The organism is Pseudomonas sp. MYb118 (assembly GCF_040947875.1).
Lineage (GTDB): Bacteria > Pseudomonadota > Gammaproteobacteria > Pseudomonadales > Pseudomonadaceae > Aquipseudomonas.
This window is the reverse complement of record NZ_JBFRXN010000001.1, coordinates 77,678-99,021: the sequence shown is the minus strand read 5'-3', so window position 1 is coordinate 99,021 and position 21,344 is coordinate 77,678. Positions and strand designations below refer to the sequence as shown.

22 protein-coding genes are annotated in these 21,344 nt (G+C 60.5%); 7 read left to right on the top strand and 15 right to left on the bottom strand.

The features are described from left to right. Window positions 1–54 precede the first annotated feature (54 nt). A complete protein-coding gene (locus ABVN20_RS00495; RefSeq protein WP_368553190.1) occupies window positions 55–1,368 on the top strand; it encodes a sorbosone dehydrogenase family protein in 1,314 nt (437 codons plus the stop codon). A gap of 115 nt (window positions 1,369–1,483) precedes the next feature. Here the strand turns inward: ABVN20_RS00495 and ABVN20_RS00490 are convergent, their stop codons facing one another. The 6 genes from ABVN20_RS00490 to ABVN20_RS00465 all read right to left on the bottom strand — a co-directional run bounded on the left by ABVN20_RS00490 (window position 1,484) and on the right by ABVN20_RS00465 (window position 6,836). Beyond that, window positions 1,484–2,137 (bottom strand): O-methyltransferase, encoded by a 654-nt coding sequence (locus ABVN20_RS00490; protein ID WP_368553189.1) that lies wholly within the window; start codon window positions 2,135–2,137, stop codon window positions 1,484–1,486. A 16-nt stretch (window positions 2,138–2,153) separates the two neighbouring features. Further along, window positions 2,154–2,687: a C40 family peptidase gene (locus tag ABVN20_RS00485; protein WP_368553187.1), complete on the bottom strand. Its 534-nt coding sequence runs from the start codon at window positions 2,685–2,687 to the stop codon at window positions 2,154–2,156. Between the two features lie 216 nt (window positions 2,688–2,903). Next, on the bottom strand, window positions 2,904–3,536 hold the full coding sequence (locus ABVN20_RS00480) for a C40 family peptidase (protein ID WP_368553185.1): 633 nt from the start codon (window positions 3,534–3,536) through the stop codon (window positions 2,904–2,906). Between the two features lie 213 nt (window positions 3,537–3,749). Further along, the gene (gene hda / locus ABVN20_RS00475; RefSeq protein WP_368553183.1) at window positions 3,750–4,454 is read right to left on the bottom strand and encodes a DnaA regulatory inactivator Hda; all 705 of its coding nucleotides are present in this window, start codon (window positions 4,452–4,454) and stop codon (window positions 3,750–3,752) included. A gap of 211 nt (window positions 4,455–4,665) precedes the next feature. Beyond that, window positions 4,666–5,739 carry an AI-2E family transporter gene (locus tag ABVN20_RS00470; RefSeq protein WP_368553182.1) on the bottom strand — a complete coding sequence of 358 codons (1,074 nt, stop codon included), beginning with the start codon at window positions 5,737–5,739 and terminating at the stop codon, window positions 4,666–4,668. A gap of 38 nt (window positions 5,740–5,777) precedes the next feature. Then, window positions 5,778–6,836 (bottom strand): DUF2066 domain-containing protein, encoded by a 1,059-nt coding sequence (locus tag ABVN20_RS00465; protein WP_368553181.1) that lies wholly within the window; start codon window positions 6,834–6,836, stop codon window positions 5,778–5,780. A gap of 371 nt (window positions 6,837–7,207) precedes the next feature. Between ABVN20_RS00465 and purM the strand changes: the two genes are divergently transcribed. Genes purM through ABVN20_RS00450 form a run of 3 tightly spaced genes read left to right on the top strand, consistent with a single transcriptional unit; the run spans window position 7,208 to window position 9,638 of the window. Further along, window positions 7,208–8,266 (top strand): phosphoribosylformylglycinamidine cyclo-ligase, encoded by a 1,059-nt coding sequence (gene purM / locus ABVN20_RS00460; protein ID WP_368553180.1) that lies wholly within the window; start codon window positions 7,208–7,210, stop codon window positions 8,264–8,266. Continuing rightward, on the top strand, window positions 8,266–8,916 hold the full coding sequence (gene purN / locus ABVN20_RS00455) for a phosphoribosylglycinamide formyltransferase (RefSeq protein WP_368553179.1): 651 nt from the start codon (window positions 8,266–8,268) through the stop codon (window positions 8,914–8,916). Before purM ends, purN begins: the two co-directional genes overlap by 1 nt. 8 nt (window positions 8,917–8,924) lie before the next feature. Further along, window positions 8,925–9,638, top strand: a complete 714-nt coding sequence (locus ABVN20_RS00450; RefSeq protein WP_368553178.1) for a DUF3108 domain-containing protein — start codon at window positions 8,925–8,927, stop codon at window positions 9,636–9,638. Window positions 9,639–9,683: 45 nt separating this feature from the next. Here ABVN20_RS00450 and ABVN20_RS00445 read toward each other — a convergent pair whose 3' ends face one another. Then, window positions 9,684–10,694, bottom strand: coding sequence for an amidohydrolase family protein (locus ABVN20_RS00445; RefSeq protein WP_368553176.1), 1,011 nt, complete (start codon window positions 10,692–10,694; stop codon window positions 9,684–9,686). Between the two features lie 148 nt (window positions 10,695–10,842). Here ABVN20_RS00445 and ABVN20_RS00440 point away from each other — a divergent pair, with 148 nt between their 5' ends. Both ABVN20_RS00440 and ABVN20_RS00435 read left to right on the top strand, forming a co-directional pair. After that, complete coding sequence (locus tag ABVN20_RS00440; protein WP_368553174.1) at window positions 10,843–11,259, top strand: OsmC family protein; 417 nt, start codon at window positions 10,843–10,845, stop codon at window positions 11,257–11,259. 61 nt (window positions 11,260–11,320) lie between these two features. Then, window positions 11,321–12,181, top strand: a complete 861-nt coding sequence (locus ABVN20_RS00435; RefSeq protein WP_368553173.1) for a pirin family protein — start codon at window positions 11,321–11,323, stop codon at window positions 12,179–12,181. Window positions 12,182–12,721: 540 nt separating this feature from the next. On the opposite strand, the gene htpG is transcribed toward ABVN20_RS00435, so the two are convergent. The 3 genes from htpG to ABVN20_RS00420 form a co-directional block, all read right to left on the bottom strand. Further along, window positions 12,722–14,626 (bottom strand): molecular chaperone HtpG, encoded by a 1,905-nt coding sequence (htpG, locus tag ABVN20_RS00430; protein WP_368553171.1) that lies wholly within the window; start codon window positions 14,624–14,626, stop codon window positions 12,722–12,724. An 80-nt stretch (window positions 14,627–14,706) separates the two neighbouring features. Next, entirely contained in the window at window positions 14,707–15,159 is a 453-nt protein-coding gene (locus tag ABVN20_RS00425) for a PaaI family thioesterase (protein WP_368553170.1), read from the bottom strand. Continuing rightward, window positions 15,156–15,632 carry a PaaI family thioesterase gene (locus ABVN20_RS00420; RefSeq protein WP_368553168.1) on the bottom strand — a complete coding sequence of 159 codons (477 nt, stop codon included), beginning with the start codon at window positions 15,630–15,632 and terminating at the stop codon, window positions 15,156–15,158. The genes ABVN20_RS00425 and ABVN20_RS00420 overlap by 4 nt, the downstream gene beginning before the upstream one ends. 160 nt (window positions 15,633–15,792) lie before the next feature. Here ABVN20_RS00420 and ABVN20_RS00415 point away from each other — a divergent pair, with 160 nt between their 5' ends. Continuing rightward, on the top strand, window positions 15,793–16,026 hold the full coding sequence (locus ABVN20_RS00415) for a hypothetical protein (RefSeq protein ID WP_368553166.1): 234 nt from the start codon (window positions 15,793–15,795) through the stop codon (window positions 16,024–16,026). 69 nt (window positions 16,027–16,095) lie between these two features. On the opposite strand, the gene ABVN20_RS00410 is transcribed toward ABVN20_RS00415, so the two are convergent. The 5 genes from ABVN20_RS00410 to sucC all read right to left on the bottom strand — a co-directional run bounded on the left by ABVN20_RS00410 (window position 16,096) and on the right by sucC (window position 21,217). Further along, the gene (locus ABVN20_RS00410) at window positions 16,096–16,497 is read right to left on the bottom strand and encodes an MAPEG family protein (protein ID WP_368553165.1); all 402 of its coding nucleotides are present in this window, start codon (window positions 16,495–16,497) and stop codon (window positions 16,096–16,098) included. Further along, window positions 16,497–17,234: a DUF599 domain-containing protein gene (locus ABVN20_RS00405; RefSeq protein ID WP_368553164.1), complete on the bottom strand. Its 738-nt coding sequence runs from the start codon at window positions 17,232–17,234 to the stop codon at window positions 16,497–16,499. Before ABVN20_RS00405 ends, ABVN20_RS00410 begins: the two co-directional genes overlap by 1 nt. A 214-nt stretch (window positions 17,235–17,448) precedes the next feature. Then, entirely contained in the window at window positions 17,449–18,762 is a 1,314-nt protein-coding gene (brnQ, locus tag ABVN20_RS00400; RefSeq protein WP_368553162.1) for a branched-chain amino acid transport system II carrier protein, read from the bottom strand. A gap of 407 nt (window positions 18,763–19,169) precedes the next feature. Continuing rightward, window positions 19,170–20,051 carry a succinate--CoA ligase subunit alpha gene (gene sucD, locus ABVN20_RS00395; protein ID WP_368553160.1) on the bottom strand — a complete coding sequence of 294 codons (882 nt, stop codon included), beginning with the start codon at window positions 20,049–20,051 and terminating at the stop codon, window positions 19,170–19,172. Continuing rightward, on the bottom strand, window positions 20,051–21,217 hold the full coding sequence (gene sucC / locus ABVN20_RS00390) for an ADP-forming succinate--CoA ligase subunit beta (RefSeq protein ID WP_003223015.1): 1,167 nt from the start codon (window positions 21,215–21,217) through the stop codon (window positions 20,051–20,053). Before sucC ends, sucD begins: the two co-directional genes overlap by 1 nt. Window positions 21,218–21,344 lie beyond the last annotated feature (127 nt).

Below are 21,344 nucleotides of genomic sequence, written 5' to 3'. Positions count from 1 at the left end.
CCATCGCGGGCTTGCGCTTCTCTACTGATCAGGTGCCTTCACAGGAAGATCAGCATGCGCAAGCTCCCGCCCGTTCTTGTCATCGCCTTCGCCGCAGGGCTCGCCGCCTGCGGTGAAACCTCCACCCTGCAAGTCTCCGACGGCACCGGCCCGGCGCCGCAATTGCCGCCACCGAACAAAACCCTGTTCCCGACGATGAACATCGCCCCGGCCATCGGCTGGCCGGCCGGTGCCAGGCCCACGGCGGCGCCCGGCACCCAGGTGGCCGCGTTCGCCGATGGTCTCGATCATCCGCGCTGGCTGTACGTGCTGCCCAATGGCGATGTGCTGGTCGCCGAAACCAACGCACCGCCCAAGCCTGACGACAGCAAGGGTATCAAGGGCTGGATCACCAAGAAGGTCATGGGCCGCGCCGGCGCCGGCGTACCCAGCGCGAACCGCATCACCCTGCTGCGCGACAAGGACCACGATGGCGTCGCCGAAACCCGCACGGTGTTCCTGGAAAACCTCAACTCACCGTTTGGCATGACCCTGGTCGGCAATGATCTGTACGTCGCCGACACCGACAGCCTGCTGCGCTTTCACTACAAGGAGGGCGACACGACGATCAAGTCAGCGCCCACCAAAGTCCTGGATCTGCCCGGCGGCACCCTGAACCACCACTGGACCAAGAACGTCATTGCAAGCCCGGACGGCAGCAAGCTGTACGTCACGGTGGGCTCCAACAGCAACGTCGCCGAAAACGGCATGGACAAGGAACAGGGCCGCGCGGCGATCTGGGAAGTGGACCGCGCCAGCGGCAGTCACCGGATCTTCGCCTCAGGCCTGCGCAACCCCAACGGCCTGGCGTGGGAGCCAAACAGCGGCGCCCTGTGGACCGCGGTCAATGAGCGCGATGAAATCGGCAGCGACCTGGTGCCGGACTACATCACCTCGGTCAAGGATGGCGGTTTTTATGGCTGGCCGTTCAGTTACTACGGCCAACACATCGACGTACGCGTCGAGCCGCAAAACCCCGACCTGGTCGCCAGGGCCATCGCCCCGGATTACGCAGTGGGCCCGCACACCGCCTCACTGGGCCTGACCTTCGCCGAGGGCAACACGTTGCCGGCGCAATTCAAGGAAGGCGCGTTCATCGGCCAGCACGGCTCGTGGAACCGCAAGCCACACAGCGGCTACAAGGTGATCTTCGTGCCCTTCAGCGCCGGCAAGCCCAATGGCGCACCGGTCGATGTGCTCACCGGTTTCCTCAATGACGAGGAGAAAGCCATGGGCCGGCCGGTAGGCGTGGTGATCGACCGCCAGGGCGACCTGCTGGTGGCTGATGATGTGGGGAATAAGGTTTGGCGGGTGTCTGCCCTCAAGTGACCGCTACACAATCCTTCCCTGTGGGAGCGAGCCTGCTCGCGATGACGTCGGTGCATTCACCACCGCAATCGCGAGCAGGCTCGCTCCCACAGAGGCAATCCACACAGACAGTGATTTAACGCTTACGACAAAGCGTCAACCCATCCCCCAGCGGCAACAGCGACAGATCCACCCGTGCATCACTCTTCAACGCACGGTTAAGCGCCTGGATGGCGCGGGTGTCTGCGCTCTCGGGGGCCTGTTCGAGCACCCGCCCGCTCCACAAGGTGTTGTCGAACACCGCCAGGCCGCCCACGCGCAACAAGCGCAAGGCGTGCTCCAGGTAGTGGGGGTAATTGGCCTTGTCGGCATCGATGAAGATCAGGTCGAACTGCCCGGGCTCGTCCAGTTGCGCCAGGGTTTGCAGCGCAGGCGCCAGGCGCAGGTCGATGCGCTCAGCCAGCCCCGCCTCCTGCCAGTAACGGCGTGCGGTGGCGTTGTAGTCGCCGGGCACATCACAGCAGATCAATTCGCCGTCATCCGGCAAAGCGGCCGCCATGCACAAGGCGCTGTAGCCGGTGAAGGTGCCGATTTCCAGGAGTCGTCTGGCACCCGTGAGTTTGACCAGCAAGGCGAGAAACTGCCCCTGCTCCGGTGCCACCTGCCAGCGCGCCATCGGCAGCGCCTGGGTTTCGTCGCGCAGGCGCTTGAGCAGCGGCGTTTCGCGCATGGACACGTCGAGCAGGTACTGGTACAGCGCGTCATCGAGATTGAGCGTGCGAGCGGTCATGACAACCTCTGCAGGACTATGGATTGCGCGCCAGATGCTCGGGTTGCAGAACACGCTTGGCGCTCAGGTAGGCTTTCTGCCAATACGCCTTGGACAAGCTGTCGAGCTTGACCGTGCCACCGGTGGCCGGCGCATGGACGAAACGACCTTCGCCGACATAGATGCCGGCATGGCTGACCTGGGAGCCGCCATTGGTGGCGAAGAACACCAGGTCACCGCTTTGCAGGCCTTCCTTGCCCACATCGGCGGCCTGCATGGTGATCATCTCGCGGGTGGTACGCGGCAGGGAAATGCCGGCAGCGTCGCGGTAAACATAGCCGATCAGACCGCTGCAATCGAAACCGGAATCCGGCGTGTTGCCACCCCAGCGATACGGCGTGCCGACCAGGCCCAACGCGCGAAACAGCACGTCTTCGGCTTCCGGCGAAGCCGCTTGCGGAGAACCAAAGACAATGGGCGCGCGAACCACCGGAGCGGGCGGCGTACGGCTGGCGCAGGCGCTGAGCAGCGCGGCGAAGAGTATGAGCGTGAAGCGGGCCGACATCGTCATAAGCAGAACATCCTGATCCGGTCGGGGCGTTTTTTTTCTGCCCGGGAGACAGAAAAGAAAACCGCCTGCGCAGGGTGCAGGCGGTTTGCCATCAATCATGGATAAGAATTCTAGCGCTTATAGGGCAAACTTCAAGTAAGACTTTAAGTTCACCCTGTAACCGGTGCGGTTACTGGCTGGCCCTGGCCGCCACGGACATGGCGCCGGGCCGGAGAATCACTTGCGAGCGGTAACCACGGTCGGCGCCATCGCGAGTGCGCGCTTGGCTTCGATGAAGGTCTTGCTCCAGTAGCTGTCACCCAGGCTATCGACCCGAACACCACCGCTTTTGCGGCTGCTGGAGTGGATGAACTGGTTGTCGCCCAGGTAGATCCCGGCGTGACTGACACGACCGCGACGACCATTGGTGGCGAAGAACAGCAGATCGCCTGGTTTGAGCGCGCTGCGCGAAACCAGCGGCGCATCGACGTTGATCATTTCGCGGGTGGAGCGTGGCAGGTTCATGCCCGCTTCTTCACGGAACAGGTAGCCGATGAAACCGCTGCAATCGAAGCCGGCTTCAGAGGTGCCGCCGAAACGGTAGCGGGTACCGATCAGGGACATGCCGCGTTCGAGAATGCTGTCAGCCAGAACTGGAAGCTGGTACGACTTGCCTTCGGCGAAGTTGGCCAGTTCCTTGTCGGTTTCCAGTTCTTGCTGGAAACGCTCGGACGACGATTGAGCAGTAACGGAATTGTTGTTGCTGACCTGTTGTTGAGGCGCCTGCTCCGACACTGGAGTGTGGGCGGCACAACCGAACAACAGGGTAACGAGTGCGAGAGGCACGAGGGGTGCGAAGCGCTTTAGCATGGGCACGACCGTGGCTGATAGTTGTAAAGAAGCCGAGACTATGCCCGCTATCAACCTCATTTGCAAATTCAATCGAAACTTTTGTGACTTTTCGTTTTCGCGTTTACATCTAAGCGCTTAAGCCCCATTTAGACCCTCGCGCAGCCTGCACCCTGTAGGAAAGCGGGTTTACTGGCGCCTGAAATATGCCGGAAGCCGCGAAAAACGCGGCCTTTACCAGCCCAGGGTTTCTTTCAAAAACGGGATGGTCAACTTGCGCTGCGCTTGAAGGGAGGCCTGATCGAGCTGCTCCAGCAGGTCGAACAGCGCGCTCATGCTACGGGTGCCGCGAGTCAGGATAAAGTGCCCCACTTCGTCCGTCAGGTGCAGGCCGCGACGGGAAGCACGCAATTGCAGGGCACGCAATTTGTCTTCGTCGGACAACGGGCGCATCTGAAAGATCAGCGCCAGGGTCAGGCGGGATTTGAGGTCGGCGAGTTTCACCGGCAGCTCACGCGGCGAAGTCGATGCGGCGATCAACAGGCGCCGCCCACTGTCGCGCAGGCGGTTGAACAGGTGGAACATCGCCTCTTCCCAATCCGCACGCCCGGCGATGACCTGCAGGTCATCCAGGCACACCAGCTCGTATTGTTCGAGGTGATCGAGAATTTCCACACCGCGGTCCAGCAGCTCGGCCAGCGGCAGGTACACCGCCGGTTCTCCCATCTGTTCGAAGCGCAGGCAGGCCGCCTGCAACAGATGCGTACGCCCTACCCCATGTTTGCCCCAGAGGTAAATCAGGCTTTCGGTCCAGCCGGCATCGGCTTCGCAAAGCCGCTCGACATAGCCGAGTGCAGCGGCATTGGCGCCTGGGTAGTAATTGATAAAGGTGGCGTCATCACGCAGACGCACACCTAGGGGCAGCTGAATCGGTTTCATGCTGACTGAACAGTTCCAAATGAACCGTTAGTGGCCTCTGTGTAAAGTTTGCGAAGTTTATACCCGTGACGCTGGCCGCACAATCCGACAGACCACAAGCAAAATCAAAGGTTTGCGTCAGTGGACCGCTTTCCCGGGCGTTTTGCTGACGGCGTATGTGACAGCCGTGGACCGGCCTGACGACGAATCAGGCCGGTATCCACGACGAACATCAGAGTTCAGGATCATCGGCACCGCTGTAGATATCCGAATCCTTGTACAGATCGTGGACATGACGCACCAGCACCATGATCACCGCCGCCACCGGTAGCGCCAGCAGCACGCCGGTAAAACCGAACAGCTCGCCGCCGGCCAGGATCGCGAAGATCACCGCCACCGGGTGCAGGCCGATCCGGTCACCCACCAGCAGAGGCGTCAGTACCATGCCTTCCAGCGCCTGTCCGACCATGAACACCGCGACAATACCGATCATGGGGTACAGATCACCGCCGAACTGGAACAGGCCGGCAATCAGTGCCGCACCAATCCCGATGACGAAACCCATGTACGGCACGATCGCCGCCAGGCCGGCAATCAGACCGATCAACAGCCCCAGCTCCAGCCCGACCAGCATCAGCCCCGCCGCATAAATCACGCCCAGCGCGACCATCACCAGCAACTGCCCGCGCACGAATGCGCCCAGCACTTCGTGACACTCCCCCGCCAGGCTCACGACGCGCTCTTCGCGGTCACGGGGCAACAGGCTGCGGATCTTGGCCATCATCAGGTCCCAATCCCGCAGCAGGTAGAAGCTCACCACGGGGATCAGCACCAGGTTGGCCAGCCAGCCGATCAACGCCAGGCTGGAGGCGGTCGCCTGGCTCAACACCACGCCGACAATGTCGGTGGTCTGGCCCATGTGCTCACTGATCGCCGCCTTTACCTTGTCGAACTTCCAGAAACCATCCGACAAACCGAACTTCGACTGCGCCCACGGCAGCGCGGTGTGCTGCAACCAGTCGAGCATCTGCGGCGCCAGCTCATACAGGCGAATCAGCTGCTTGGCGAGCATCGGTACCAGTACCAGCAACAACGCCGTGAACACCAGCGTGAACAATGCGAACACCGCCACCACGCCCCAGGTTCGGGACAACCCGGCCTTCTCCAGACGATCCACCAGCGGGTCGAACAGATAAGCCAACAACAACGCCACCAGGAACGGCGACAGAATCGGGTGCAACAGCCAGATAAACGCGCAGAGCAGAATCACCCCACCCAACCAGAACCAACGCCGCGTATCGGCCATGTACCACTCCATTCGCATCTATATAAAGAAAGAAAACCTTACCAACGGAAACGCAATTGCGGCGCAGGGGCTGGCGTGGGCGCCGCGGCCGGTGCCGCACCGGCGACCACGGGCTGCACCGGTGCCGCAGGGGCCGGCGCTTCGCCAGCCGGGACTTCCTGCAATTTCGCCAGCGACAACTGCGAGCGCAACTGCTCGGCGCTGCCATTGACCCGGTAAAGAATGCGGTCGGCATCGACACTCACCGGCCGCGCATTGAACGGTTCCAGCAAACGCCCCAGCGTCGCGTAGCGCTCCAGGTTCATGCCCTGCACTTCCAGCAATTGCTCACCCGACGCGCCCGGCTTGACCACAAAGCGCGGTGCCAGCCGCTGGTTGACCGCCAGCATCACCGCGTCGGCGACAGCGGCCTGATCCGCGCCCTGGACGCTGCCCGCTTCCTTCTGATCGCCCAGCCACAGGTGCCATTTGGCCTGCCATTGCCCACCTTCCTCGCGGGCATGCACGGCCAGCAAGGCATCGGCGTTGTAACGCTCCGAGGCATCGTGCAAGGGGGCAGGATCCGTCCCTTCGAGGGTCGGCGCGGTGGCAACCAGTTGCTCGCTCAGGTCTGCCAGCGGCAGGCGCAGGGGCAACCCACGGTGCTGCGCGGCACGGCGCAGCGGCTCGGCGCTGGCCTGGCCATCACCGACCAGGCTCGAACCTTCGGTGGAATCGTTCAGCCACCAGGCCAGGATCGAGGGACGATTGGCCCCCCACAGCGACAGCCCGGCGCGGCGCAACGCCTGCCCGGTGCTGGCCGGATCGAAATCGACCTTCAAGACTTCCGGCGGGCCCGCCTCAAAACCGTACTGGCTGATGATCTGTTGCGGGTCCTTGCGAATATCTGCCAGCCCCGGATTTTGCGCGGCCTTGGGATCGCCGGTCAGACGCATCACCAGGGTATCGAGCGCACGCTGGGTGGCCTGGTCCCGCTCCTCGGGCGCCTGGCTGGTTACGGGTTCACGCACCTGATACAGGCTTTTGACGGTTTCGGCATGGCTCGCCAGGCTGACAAGGGACAAACAACCCAAGAACAACGATCTGATAAAACGCATGGAAGATTCCTGACGACAAGCGCGGCTGGAACTGACCGCATGAAGACAACCGAGCAAGGCTGTGACCATCGCCCGACGCAAAACATTCACCCGTCCCGGTTATGTTTTTCGCACTGCCTTAACGATAGACGGTTAATCGCCCTACCTTATAGAGCCAGGCACGCCGGCAATAGTGGTTTTTTTCTCTGGATATGCCCCTGCGGTCGGCCTGAGGATGGCCGCTGCTGCTCAAGCCTGATAAAATCGCGCGCCTTCGCAGACCGGCAACAGCCGGGCCCCCTGAAATGTGCGCATGGCATTTGCCCTTCGTTTTTCGGCGGTCCCACTGGACTCGGTCGTTACCCCAGAAATTCCCCCTAAAGGCCTGGATCATGAGCAAGCAACCCTCCCTGAGCTACAAGGACGCCGGTGTAGACATCGACGCCGGTGAAGCATTGGTCGAACGCATCAAGAGCGTCGCCAAGCGCACTGCGCGCCCGGAAGTCATGGGCGGCCTGGGCGGTTTTGGCGCCCTCTGCGAAATCCCGGCCGGCTACAAACAGCCTGTGCTGGTTTCCGGCACCGACGGTGTGGGCACCAAGCTGCGCCTGGCACTGAACCTGAACAAACACGACAGCATCGGCATCGACCTGGTTGCCATGTGCGTCAATGACCTGGTGGTCTGCGGTGCCGAGCCGCTGTTCTTCCTCGACTACTACGCCACCGGCAAACTGAACGTCGACACCGCCGCCCAGGTCGTGACCGGCATCGGCGCTGGCTGCGAACTGTCCGGCTGCTCCCTGGTCGGCGGTGAAACCGCTGAAATGCCAGGCATGTACGAAGGCGAAGACTACGACCTGGCCGGCTTCTGCGTTGGCGTCGTGGAAAAAGCCGAAATCATCGACGGCTCGAAAGTCGCCGCTGGCGATGCCCTGCTCGCCCTGCCATCGTCCGGCCCGCACTCCAACGGCTACTCGCTGATCCGCAAGATCATCGAAGTGTCCGGTGCCGACATCGAAAACACCCAGCTCGACGGCAAGCCGCTGACCGACCTGCTGATGGCCCCGACCCGCATCTATGTGAAGCAGTTGCTCAAGCTGATCAAGGAAACCGGCGCGGTCAAGGCCATGGCCCACATCACCGGTGGCGGCCTGCTGGACAACATCCCGCGCGTGCTGCCAAAAGGCGCACAAGCGGTGGTCGATGTCGCGAGCTGGACCCGCCCTGCCGTGTTCGACTGGCTGCAAGAGAAAGGCAACGTCGACGAGCACGAAATGCACCGCGTCCTCAACTGCGGCGTTGGCATGGTGATCTGCGTGGCCCAGGAGCACGTCGAAGCCGCGCTGAACGTCCTGCGTGAAGCCGGCGAGCAGCCATGGGTCATCGGTCAGATCGCCACCGCTGCCGAAGGCGCGGCCCAGGTTGAACTGAAGAACCTCAAGGCGCACTGATGCCTGCCACCTGTGATGTCGTGGTGCTGCTGTCCGGCACCGGCAGTAACTTGCAGGCCCTGATCGACAGCACGCGGACCGGCGACAGCCCGGTCCGCATCGCTGCGGTGATTTCCAACCGCGCCGACGCCTACGGCCTGCAACGCGCCAGGGACGCGGGTATTGCCACCCGCTCCCTGGATCACAAGGGCTACGAAGGCCGCGAGGCCTTCGACGCCGCCCTGATCGAACTGATCGACACTTTCAAGCCCAAACTGGTCGTCCTGGCCGGTTTCATGCGTATCCTCAGTGCTGACTTCGTGCGCCACTATGCGGGCCGCCTGCTCAACATCCATCCCTCGCTGCTACCCAAATACAAAGGGTTACACACTCATCAGCGCGCGCTGGAGGCCGGCGACACGGAGCATGGCTGTTCCGTGCACTTCGTCACCGAGGAACTCGATGGCGGACCACTGGTCGTACAGGCAGTATTACCGGTAGAGTTGCACGACTCACCGCAGAGTCTGGCCCAACGAGTCCACACCCAGGAACACCTGATCTACCCGATGGCCGTACTCTGGTTCGCCGAAGGGCGTCTAGCGCTGGGTGACCAGGGTGCTTTACTGGATGGCAAGTTACTCGCGGCCACTGGCCACTTGATTCGAACCTAGGAGATTTTATGCGTCGCGCCCTGCTCCTCGCCTGCGCTCTGCTGACCCTGCCCTTTGCGCAGGCGGCAGACCTTCAACCTTTCTCCGCCAGCTACACCGCCGACTGGAAGCAACTGCCCATGAGCGGCACCGCCGAGCGCAGCCTGACCAAGGAAGCCAACGGCGTCTGGAAACTCAGCTTCAAGGCGTCGATGATGATCGCCAGCCTGTCCGAGGAAAGCACCCTGACCCTGGACAAGGACACCCTGCTGCCTCAGTCCTACCACTTTGAACGTGGTGGCCTGGGCAAAGCCAAGAAGGCTGACCTGGATTTCGACTGGACCGCCAAGAAAGTCACCGGTACCGACCGTGGCGATGCCGTCAACATCCCGCTCAACCGTGGCATGGTCGACAAATCCACTTACCAGCTGGCCCTGCAACATGACGTGGCCGCCGGCAAGAAGAGCATGAGCTACCAGGTCGTGGACGATGGCGAAGTCGATACCTATGACTTCCGCGTACTGGGCTCGGAAAAGGTCGACACCAAGGCCGGCCAGATCGACGCAGTCAAGGTCGAGCGCGTGCGCGACCCGACACAAAGCAAGCGCACCACCGTGCTGTGGTTCGCCAAGGACTGGGATTACCTGCTGGTTCGCCTGCAACAGGTCGAGACCGACGGCAAGGAGTACAACATCATGCTCCTGGACGGCAAGGTCAACGGCAAGACCGTCAAAGGCAACTGATCACGAAAATGCCCCGCCAATGCGGGGCATTTTTTTGTCCGGGTTTTATCGCTGAACCGTCCGCGGCAGGATCGCCAGGAAGTTATCCCGAGCGACTTTTCTCGCCACCTCCTCCGGCAACGCATCCAGAAATGGATCGAAGCTGCGCAGCTCCTTTCCAAGCTTGTTGAAACGTCCTACCACGTCCGAGCCGATCATGAAGCGCTCGGGAAAACGCTCCACCAGCCGCAACCATTCCTCACGCGGCCTGCCCTGCTCATCCAGCAGATAGGGGGTCAGCACGCTCCAGGACAGATCGACGAACAGATTGGGGTAGGCTTCCAGCATCCGCGTCAGGGTGGGTAGCAGGAAATCCAGCCGGGTCTGATGCCGATGAATCTCCGCGCTGGTACCGGCGTGCGCCCAGATGAAGCGGGTGTGCGGATGGTTGCGCAGCGGCTCCTCGACTTCCGCCAGGTACAGCGGATTCTTCTCGCGCTTGGAGGTGATGTTCGAATGCAGCATCACCGGCAGGTCGTTCTCGGCGGCGAGGTGATAAATGCGCGTCATCGCTTCGTTGTTCGCCCGAGGCGTATCGCCGGAGGTCAGCGCCGTCAGGTCGTCATGCCGGGTGAAGACTTCGCCAATGCCCTGCCACAGGCCGGGATTGAGATCGAGCATGCGCTGGATATGCGCCGCGGAGTTCTTGTCGTTGGGGTTGAAGCCCGACAGAAACGGATGGAAATGCCTACGCTGCTCGGCGGTCAGCCCGTTCACCGCCGCCGCGACGAGGGTGTCGGTGGCACTGTACCAATAGGCGTCGGCGTCATCGCCGGCGTAATAGCGCGGACGCTTCGGCTCGTCTTCATGCCACTTCTTGGCCACCGGGATGCCGGAAATCATCACGTGTTCGATGCGATTGTCCGCCATGGCCTTGAGCAATTTCGGCATGCCTGCGCTTTCCTGGAAAAAATCCACGTAATGCAGGTGCGCGTCGCTGTAGGCATATTCGCGAGCTTCGGCGCACGCGCTGCAAAGTACCGACAACCAGGCGAGGCTCAAGCGGTTCAGGGGCACAGGTGATCTCCAGGGTGTCAAACAGCGTAGACCGCAGCATGCGAGACAGGGTTCAGCGGCAAGAAAGTGGAACGCGTATCCACCGGAATGCTCTATAACAGCAGGGTCATTTTTCAACGTACGACTTTTCCGACTTGCGAGGTATCCCATGACCGTTACCGTCAATACCGTTTCCGCTGAAGGTTTTCGCCACGCCATCGAAATCGATGAGCACGAACTGTTTGCCGATGTGCCGCCTTCCGCTGGCGGCGAAGGTTCTGCACCCGAGCCGCACGACTACTTCGACGCCGCCCTCGGTGCGTGCAAGGCACTGACGCTCAAGCTGTATGCAAAGAAGAAAAACATCCCGCTCACCGGCGTCACGGTCGAGGTCAAACGCGACAACAGCGAAGAACTCAAAGGCAAATACGCCCTGCACGTCAAACTGACCCTCAAGGGTGTGCTCACCGACGCCCAGCGCGATGAACTGCACCGCGTGGCCGACCGCTGCCCGATCCACAAGCTGATGACCACCACCGACGTCAGCATCGAAACCCATCTGTCCGAAGGAGCCTTCAGCCAATAGCGGCAATGGCCGGGCAAGCGGGTTATGCTCCACGCGTCACCCGCTCAGCCTGGAATGCACCATGAACACTCCGCTTGTGATCCGCCCCCGCGCCGAAGATGTCGAAGGTCAGCCGATTCTTCGCCCGTTGCCGTCAGCCAAATGCCGCAGCGTCGGGCCTTTCGTGTTTTTCGACCACATGCTCGAAACCCGCTATCCGGCAGGTAAAGGCATGAATATCCGTCAGCATCCGCACATTGGTCTGTCGACCCTGACCTACCTGTTCGAGGGTGCGGTGCAGCACAAGGACAGCCTTGGCTCCGACCAGGTGGTGAACGCCGGTGACGTCAGCTGGATGACGGCGGGCAGCGCCATTGCCCACGTCGAGCGCACGCCCGAGGCGTTGAAAGCCAGCGGGTTCACCCTGCATGGCCTGCAGATCTGGCTGGCTTCGCCCAAGGACCATGAGCAGGGGCCGGGGCACTACAGCCATCACCCGGCGGCGACCTTGCCGGTCAGCGATAACCTCGGAGTGAAGATCCGCATGATTGCCGGGTCGGGCTTTTGCCTGGAATCCCCGGTGCCGGTGCTTTCTCCTACGTTGTATGCCGAATTGCACCTGCAAACCGCGACGACGCTGCTGATCCCTACCGAACACGAAGAGCGCGCGCTGTATGTGCTCGATGGCGCCGTACAGCTCGATGGCGAACTGATCGAACCCCATGCCCTGGTGGTGTTGCCCCCAGGGCAGGAAATGACCCTGTTCGCCGAGAGCGACGCACACGCCGTAGTATTCGGTGGCGCCCCACTGGACGGACCGCGACGCATCAACTGGAACTTCGTCGCGAGTGATCCGGCGGCCATCGATGAGGCACGCCGTCGATGGGCAGCCGGAGACTGGCCGACCGTACCCGGAGAAGCCGAGCGCATCGAATTGCCCTGAGCCCCTGTAGGAGCGAGCTTGCTCGCGATGGCGGTGTATCAGGTGCCGATGATGCTGGATGTGCCGGCCTCATCGCGAGCAAGGCTCGCTCCTACAGTGAATCTCAGCAGCCTCGCAATGTGTGCCCGACACTGATCCCCTGTAGGAGCGAGCTTGCTCGCGATAGCGGTGTGTCAGGCGCCAATGACGTTGGATGTGCCGGCCTCATCGCGAGCAAGGCTCGCTCCTACAGTGAATCTCAGCAGCCTCGCAATGTGTGCCCGACACTGATCCCCTGTAGGAGCGAGCTTGCTCGCGATAGCGGTGTGTCAGGCGCCAATGACGTTGGATGTGCCGGCCTCATCGCGAGCAAGGCTCGCTCCTACAGGGGAATCTCGATGTCACCGATGAGCCCTTGTGGGAGCGAGCCTGCTCGCGATGACGATGTGTCAGCCTGCGAAGATGCTGGATGTGCCGACCTCATCGCGAGCAGGCTCGCTCCCACAGGAGAAACACAGGCATAAAAAAACCCGCCGAAGCGGGTTTTTTCTTGCAGCTCGGTTAAGCCGACAGTTCAACCAGCAGCTTGTTGAGACGGCGCACGTACGCGGCCGGGTCTTTCAGGCTGTCGCCTGCCGCCAGGGCGGCTTGGTCGAAGAGGATGTGCGACAGGTCGCCAAAACGTTCGTCGCTCTGCTCGTTGTCGAGCTTTTCGATCAGCGGGTGAGCCGGGTTGAATTCGAAGATCGGCTTCGAGTCCGGCACCTTCTGCCCGCTGGCTTCGAGGATCTGGCGCATTTGCAGGCCCAGGTCCTGTTCGCCGATGGCCAGGATCGCCGGCGAGTCGGTCAGGCGATGGGACACCCGCACTTCGGCAACAGCGTCACCCAAGGCAGTTTTCAGACGCTCGACCAGGCCCTCTTTGGACTTGGCGACTTCTTCCGCAGCCTTCTTGTCTTCCTCGGAGTCCAGGTTGCCCAGGTCCAGGTCGCCACGCGCCACGTCGACAAAGCTCTTGCCGTCGAATTCGCTGAGGTAGCTCATCAGCCACTCGTCGATACGGTCGGTCAGCAGCAGCACTTCGATGCCTTTCTTGCGGAAGACTTCCAGGTGCGGGCTGTTCTTGACGGCCGCGTAGGACTCACCGGTGAGGAAGTAGATCTTGTCCTGACCTTCCTTGGCGCGCGCCAGGTACTCGGCCAGACCAACGCTCTGCTCTTCATCAGCGCCTTGGGTCGACGCGAATCGCAGCAGACCGGCGATTTTTTCCTTGTTGGCGAAGTCTTCTGCCGGGCCCTCCTTCATGACCTGGCCAAAGTTCTTCCAGAAGCCCTTGTATTGCTCAGGCTCGTTCTTCGCCAGTTTTTCCAGCATGTCCAGCACACGCTTGGTCAGCGCCGACTTCATCGAGTCGATGATCGGGTCTTTCTGCAGGATTTCCCGCGACACGTTCAGCGACAGGTCGTTGGAATCGACCACGCCCTTGATGAAGCGCAGGTACAGCGGCAGGAACGACTCGGCCTGATCCATGACGAACACGCGCTGCACGTACAGCTTCAGGCCTTTTGGCGCTTCACGCTGGTACAGGTCGAACGGAGCACGGGCCGGGACGTAAAGCAGCGAGCTGTACTCGAGCTTGCCTTCGACCTTGTTGTGGCTCCAGCTCAGCGGGTTCTCGAAATCGTGAGCGATGTGCTTGTAGAACTCCTGGTATTCCTCGTCCTTGATCTCGGTGCGAGGACGGGTCCACAGAGCGCTGGCACGGTTGACGGTTTCCCATTCGGCGGCCGGTTGCTCTTCGCCTTCGGCGGCAGCCACTTCTTTTGGCAGCTCGATCGGCAAGGCGATGTGGTCGGAGTACTTCTTGATGATGTTGCGCAGGCGCCAGCCGTCGGCGAACTCTTCTTCACCGGACTTGAGGTGCAACACGATGCGAGTGCCACGCTCGGCTTTCTCGACGGTCGCCACTTCGAAGTCACCCTCGCCCTTGGACGACCAGTGCACGCCTTCGCTGGTGGCCGCGCCGGCACGACGGCTGAACACGTCGACTTTATCGGCGACGATGAACGCCGAGTAGAAACCGACACCGAACTGACCGATCAGGTGCGAATCCTTCTTCTGGTCGCCCGACAGGTTTTTCATGAAGTCGGCAGTGCCGGACTTGGCGATGGTCCCCAGGTGGGTGATTACATCTTCACGGCTCATGCCGATACCGTTGTCTTCGAGGGTGACGGTCTTGGCGTCCTTGTCGAAGCTCACACGGATTTTCAGTTCGCCGCCACCTTCCAGCAACTCAGGCTTGGACAGGGCTTCGAAGCGCAATTTGTCGACAGCGTCAGAGGCGTTCGAGATCAATTCGCGAAGGAAGATTTCCTTGTTGGAATACAGCGAATGGATCATGAGGTGCAGCAGCTGCTTCACCTCGGTCTGGAAGCCCAGGGTTTCCTTTTGAGTTTCCACACTCATGGTCATCAAACTCCAATCAGATGGCAGTGGCCGCGACCTCAAGGTCGGCGGCGGGTTGTCATCAAAGTTGGGGACGGTGCTCAGGATTTCAAGGGCTCATCGACTTTGAAATGCGCGCGGGCCGTGGCGATGGGCTCTGCCTCGGTGCTTTGCCAGGCCGTCACGGCGACGTTTGCCACCCGACGGCCCTGGCGGCAAACCTGGCAACGCGCCCAGGTATCGCGGAACTGCCCGGCACGCAGGTAATCCAGCGAAAAGTCGATGATTTTCGGCACATCCGGGGACCCGGTGAAGATCAACAGATGCAGGGCCGCCGACAGCTCCATGAACCCGGCGATCACCCCGCCATGAATCGCCGGCAGTAAAGGGTTACCAATGTTGTCCTTGTTCGCCGGCAGACGGAACAGCAGGTCATCGCCAACCCGTGAGCACTCGACACCGATCAGTTGGGCGTAGGGAATCAGTTGCAGCAACGCGGCGTAGTCACCCTTCTCGTGGGCCCGCTGCAGTTGTTCGTTTAGGTTGTCGATCATGGCGTCGCTCCCGCGATGGCACCGCCAAAACCCTTGGTACCTTTGACACCCTTGCCCATGCGCATGAACGTGCCCACGACATGGGCGATAGGTTGCTCAGGGTCGTCCTGGTAGGCGAACCCACGGGCAAAGATCACGTCCGTGGTGACCCGATAGCAGTGGGCGAAGCCGTACACATCCTTGTGCGGTTCGGCGGCGTGCATGTAGTCGATACGCAGGTCCAGGGTCGGACACACTTCGAATTCGGGCAGTACGCACAGTGTGGACATGCCACAGGCGGTGTCCATCAACGAAGTCAGTGCGCCGCCGTGGATGACTCCGGTTTGCGGATTGCCGACGATTTGCTGGCTGTACGGCAGGATCACCGTCAGTCCGTCACTGCTGGCACTGTGCACGCGCAGCCCCAGGACCTGACAGTGTCGCAGGGCCGACAAGAATCTCGTCGCACGCTCAAAAACGGGGTTTTCCGCCATTTGATAAGAACTCTTATTAATAATCAGAGATGGCACTAGGCGCATTCAGTAAAAGTTCCCCGCCGTATCAAACTTATATATCTGAACGATTCAAGGAACTTAACCATCAAGGCCACGCTCGAAAGGGCAAGTAGATGATTTCCATAAGGAGAAACACCCCATGCGTAAGACTTTAGCTATTGCCTTGATGTTGACCGCTTCCCTCGGTCTCGCCGCCTGCGATAAAAAATCCGAGGACAAAGCTCAAGATGCCAACCAACACGCCGAGCAAGCTCAGGAAAAAATGAATGAGGCTCAGGATAAAGTGAACGACGCAGCGAAAGAAAATGCCGAAGCTGCCAAAGATCAGGCTGAATCGAACAAAGCCGCTGCCGAAGAAGCACCTAAAAACTGAAAATGAGTTTTTAGTGTGAAAAAGAAAACCCGCCAGATGCGGGTTTTCTTTTGTCCGTCATTTGCTCGCTTAGAGCAAAATAGTTCTAAAAGTCGGACTAATCATCAACAACAGTGAAGCCACTAGCCCGACCAGCCAGAGCATACTTCTTTGCCAGGCAAGATCACGCCAATAGCACAACAAGTACAACACACGGGCAATCACGAAGATAATTGCCAGCGAATCAATCAGCCATCCCGCCGTCTGCGTGGTATGCGCCATCAACACCCCCACCGCAAACAGAATGAACGCCTCGATACTGTTCTGGTGCGCCGCCAGCGCTCTGGCACCGAACCCGGTGAGTTGCGCCTGTTGCTGGCGCGGCAGATGGTTGTCGTAACCGCCCTGCTCTTTCATGGCCTTGGTCACCGGCATGCGGGCGATGTAGATCAGCAAGGCACTGATAAACACACACCAGAACGGAATACTCATCAAGCAGCCTCTTTAGTCGCTTCGGGCAATGGCGCCTCTGTAGGGGTATAGACCATCACGTCGAGCACGTCGGAATGAAATTCCCGGCGATAGAGCACCAGCACCACCCCGGCACTCATCAGCATGAACAGCCACGGGCTGATGAACCAGGCGAGCATGGTCATGCCGAAATAGTAGGAACGCAGGCCGAAGTTGAACTGGTTGGCGGCCATGGAGATCACCCGCGCCGCCCGGGCCGCAAAGGCCTTGCGCTCCTGTTCGGAGACATGGCGCTCACCGATCATCGGCGCCGAGCCCACCAGGATGGCGGCAAAGTTGTATTGGCGCATGCACCAGCTGAACGTGAAGAAGGCATAGACAAACACCAACGCCAGGCACAGCAGCTTGATTTCCGACATGCCCTGGGAGGCCTGCTGCACCATGGGGATATCCGCCAGCAACGACACCGCCCTGTCCGAAGCCCCCAGCACCGTGAGAATGCCGGCCAGGATAATCAGCGTACTGGAGGCGAAGAACGACGCGTTGCGCTCCAGGTTGCCGATCACGCTGGCATCGGCGATGCGGTTGTCGCGCAGCAACATCCGGCGCATCCAGTCTTCACGGTACAGGTGCAGCACACTGGCCAGGCACGCGGTGTCGCGCCCCTTCCACGTCGCATAACGGGTGTAGCCACCCCAGCAGATGACGAACCAGGCGGCGGCGATGATGTGAATGAGGTTGGCTTGGATGAACGACATGCAGGTCCTTGTGATGGAATGGCAAGACACGAAATCCTGTGGGAGCGAGCCTGCTCGCGATGGCGATGCAGCCGTTACAGCATCGCGAGCAAGCTAGCTCCCACAGGAAAATTGCAATGTTTCGACGTTAGCTCAAGGAAAAAGACACTGCCTGATGCGCATAAAAAATGCCCCGTATCTTTCGATACGGGGCATTTCGGTTGAGCAGTGAAGCTTACGCCAGCGCTTCGGCGCGCTTGCCGAGCAAGCGGTCGCACACCACCGCGACCACCAGGGTCATGACCGATGGCACCAGCCACGCCAAGCCTTGCTCGCTCAGTGGCAGGTGAGCCAGCTGGGCCGGCATCCAGTCCGCCAGACCGGCACCCTTGAGGGCATCAACCACACCGAACAGGAACGACACCAGCATCACCGGGCCGACGATACGCCCCTGCTCATGCCAGAAGTCCTTGCAGAAGCTCAGGGCAACCAGGGCGATGCACGGCGGGTAGATCGCGGTCAGCACCGGGATGGAGAACGCAATCAGCTTGGTCAGGCCCAGGTTGGACACCAGCAGCGAGAATGCCGCCAGGATCACCACCAGCGTCTTGTAGGACAGCGGCAGTACACGGCTGAAGTATTCGGCGCAGGCACAGGTCAGGCCAACCGCCGTCACCAGGCAGGCCAGCGAGATCAGCACCGCGAGGAAACCGCTGCCCAGCGAGCCGAAGGTGTGCTGGACGTACGCATGCAGCACGGCCGCACCGTTGGTGGCACCGGCCGCCACTTCATGGCTGCCCGAACCGAGACGGAACAGGCTGACGTACACCAGCGCCAGGCCCACACCGGCGATCAGCCCGGCGATCACCGCGTAACGGGTGATCAACGCCGGCGACTCGACGCCACGGGAGCGGATGGCATTGACGATGACGATACCGAACACCAGAGCACCCAGGGTATCCATGGTCAGGTAACCATTGATGAACCCCTGGGAGAACGGCGCGGCGACGTATTCGGGCGTGGCGACGCCAATGTCACCGGCCGGCAGGGCGAACGCGGCGATACCGAGCACGGCCAGGGCGATGATCTTCAGGGGCGCGAGGAAGCGGCCTACGGTGTCCAACAGGCGGCCCGGGTAGAGCGAGATGAAGAACACCAGCAGGAAATACACGGCGCTGTAGAGGAACAGTGCCAGCGGGCTCTCGCCGGTCAATGGCGCCAGGCCGACTTCGAACGACACGGTCGCGGTGCGCGGCGTCGCGAACAGAGGGCCCACGGCGAGGTAGCAGGCAGCCGCCAGCAAGCCACCGGCGATCTTGCCGATCGGGCTGCTGAGGGAGTCCATGGCACCGCCGACCTTGGCCAGGGCGACGACGGTGATGACCGGCAGGCCGACCGCGGTGATCAGGAAGCCCAGTGCCGCCATCCAGACATGAGGCCCGGACTGCAAACCGACGATAGGCGGGAAGATGATGTTACCGGCCCCGACAAACAGGGCAAATGTCATGAAACCAAGCGCCAGGATGTCCTGACCTTTCAACACTTTCATTAAGGAAATACCACACTACTGAATCGGAATTTAGAGAGGGATTTCCCTATGGGTGAGGGAAATGCTGTCGATCCGTTTAGGGCCGACCCGTTCGGCGTGAGCATGCCTTGTGGGCTTCACGCGAAAAAATCGCGGCTAGACTAACGAATCTGGCAGAAAAACGCACTGTTAGAGGGCAAACATTCCGATCTGCGACATCTTTGTGTCGCGTTTTAGTATGAAATTGTGTTTCGACAGAGAGGTCCCCATCGCGGGCAAGCCCGCTCCTACAGGTTTTGTATGCACCACAACACTGTAGGAGCGAGCTTGCTCGCGATGGGGCTCGCAAAAACAACACACATGCCGGGAACGACAAAGGCCACCCGAAGGTGGCCTTTGTTTGGTAAAGCGTCAGTTAAGCACGAGGCTTACTTGACAGCCCAACCAGTCAGCTCGGCCAGGGCCTTGCCGATGTCTGCCAGCGAACGCACGGTTTTTACGCCTGCGTCTTGCAGAGCAGCGAATTTCTCGTCTGCAGTGCCTTTGCCGCCAGAGATGATTGCGCCAGCATGGCCCATGCGCTTGCCCGGAGGAGCAGTCACACCAGCGATGTAGGAAACAACCGGCTTGGTCACGTTTGCCTTGATGTAGGCAGCCGCTTCTTCTTCAGCCGAACCGCCGATCTCACCGATCATCACGATCGCTTCGGTCTTCGGGTCTTCCTGGAACAGTTTCAGGATGTCGATGAAGTTCGAGCCCGGGATCGGGTCACCGCCGATGCCGACGCAAGTCGACTGACCGAAACCGGCGTCAGTGGTCTGCTTCACAGCTTCGTAGGTCAGGGTGCCGGAACGGGAAACGATACCGACCTTGCCTGGCAAGTGAATGTGACCTGGCATGATGCCGATCTTGCATTCGCCTGGGGTGATCACGCCTGGGCAGTTAGGGCCGATCAGGGTAACACCCAGCTCGTCGCACTTAACTTTCGCGTCCAGCATGTCCAGGGTAGGAATGCCTTCGGTGATGCAGACGATCAGCTTGATGCCGCCGAAAGCAGCTTCCAGGATCGAGTCCTTGCAGAAAGGAGCCGGAACGTAGATCACGCTGGCGGTGGCGCCAGTGGCTGCTACGGCGTCTTTCACGGTGTTGAACACTGGCAGACCCAAGTGCTCGGTGCCGCCTTTGCCTGGAGTTACGCCACCCACCATCTGAGTACCGTACTCGATGGCTTGTTGGGTGTGGAAGCTACCTTGCGAACCGGTAATACCCTGGCAGATAACTTTGGTGTCTTTATTGATCAGGACGCTCATTACTTGCCCTCCGCAGCTTTAACGACTTGTTGAGCAGCGTCGGTCAGGCTGGTAGCAGCGATGATGTTCAAACCGCTTTCTGCCAGTACTTTAGCGCCCAGTTCAGCGTTGTTGCCTTCAAGACGAACAACAACCGGGATTTTCACGCCGACTTCTTTCACTGCACCGATGATGCCTTCGGCAATCATGTCGCAACGAACGATGCCGCCGAAGATGTTAACCAGTACTGCAGCGACGTTGGTGTCGGACAGAATGATCTTGAATGCTTCGGTAACGCGTTCTTTGGTAGCACCGCCGCCCACGTCGAGGAAGTTGGCTGGCTTGCCGCCGTGCAGGTTGACGATGTCCATGGTACCCATGGCCAGGCCAGCACCGTTGACCATGCAACCGATGTTGCCTTCCAGTGCTACGTAGTTCAGTTCGAACTTGGCAGCGTGCGCTTCGCGCGGATCGTCCTGGGACGGATCGTGGAAAGTCTTCAGCTTAGGCTGACGGTACATGGCGTTGGCGTCGATGTTGATCTTGGCGTCCAGGCAGTGCAGATCGCCGTCAGCCTTGATCACCAGCGGGTTCACTTCCAGCAGGGCCAGATCGTGATCCTGGAACAGTTTGGCCAGACCTACGAAGATCTTGGCGAACTGGGCAACTTGCTTGCCTTCCAGGCCCAGTTGGAACGCCAGCTCGCGACCCTGGAATGGCTGAGCGCCAACCAGTGGATCGATAGTGGCCTTCAGAATTTTTTCTGGAGTGTCGTGAGCGATTTTCTCGATGTCCACGCCACCTTCGGTGGAAGCCATGAACACGATGCGACGGCTCGAACGGTCAACGACAGCGCCCAGGTACAGCTCTTTAGCGATATCAGTGCACGATTCAACCAGGATCTTGGTGACAGGCTGACCATTGGCGTCAGTCTGGTAGGTCACCAGACGCTTGCCCAGCCACTGCTGTGCGAAGGCTTTGGCGTCTTCTTTGTTGCGAACCAGCTTGACGCCGCCCGCTTTACCGCGACCACCGGCGTGGACCTGGGCTTTGACAACCCACTCGCTGCCGCCGATTTTGTCGCAAGCTTCTGCTGCTGCTTCCGGGGTGTCTACCGCGTAACCGGTGGATACTGGCAGGCCGTACTCAGCGAACAGCTGCTTACCCTGATACTCGTGAAGATTCATGCTTATTACCGTCTTCGTTAGGTACTGCGCATTCGGTGCTGCACTCATTGAAGTGCCGCACCACCTGTGACTGCTGCTTGCGTAGCCTGGGCTACGCAAGACTGCGTCCAGCGGATATTCCGCGGTG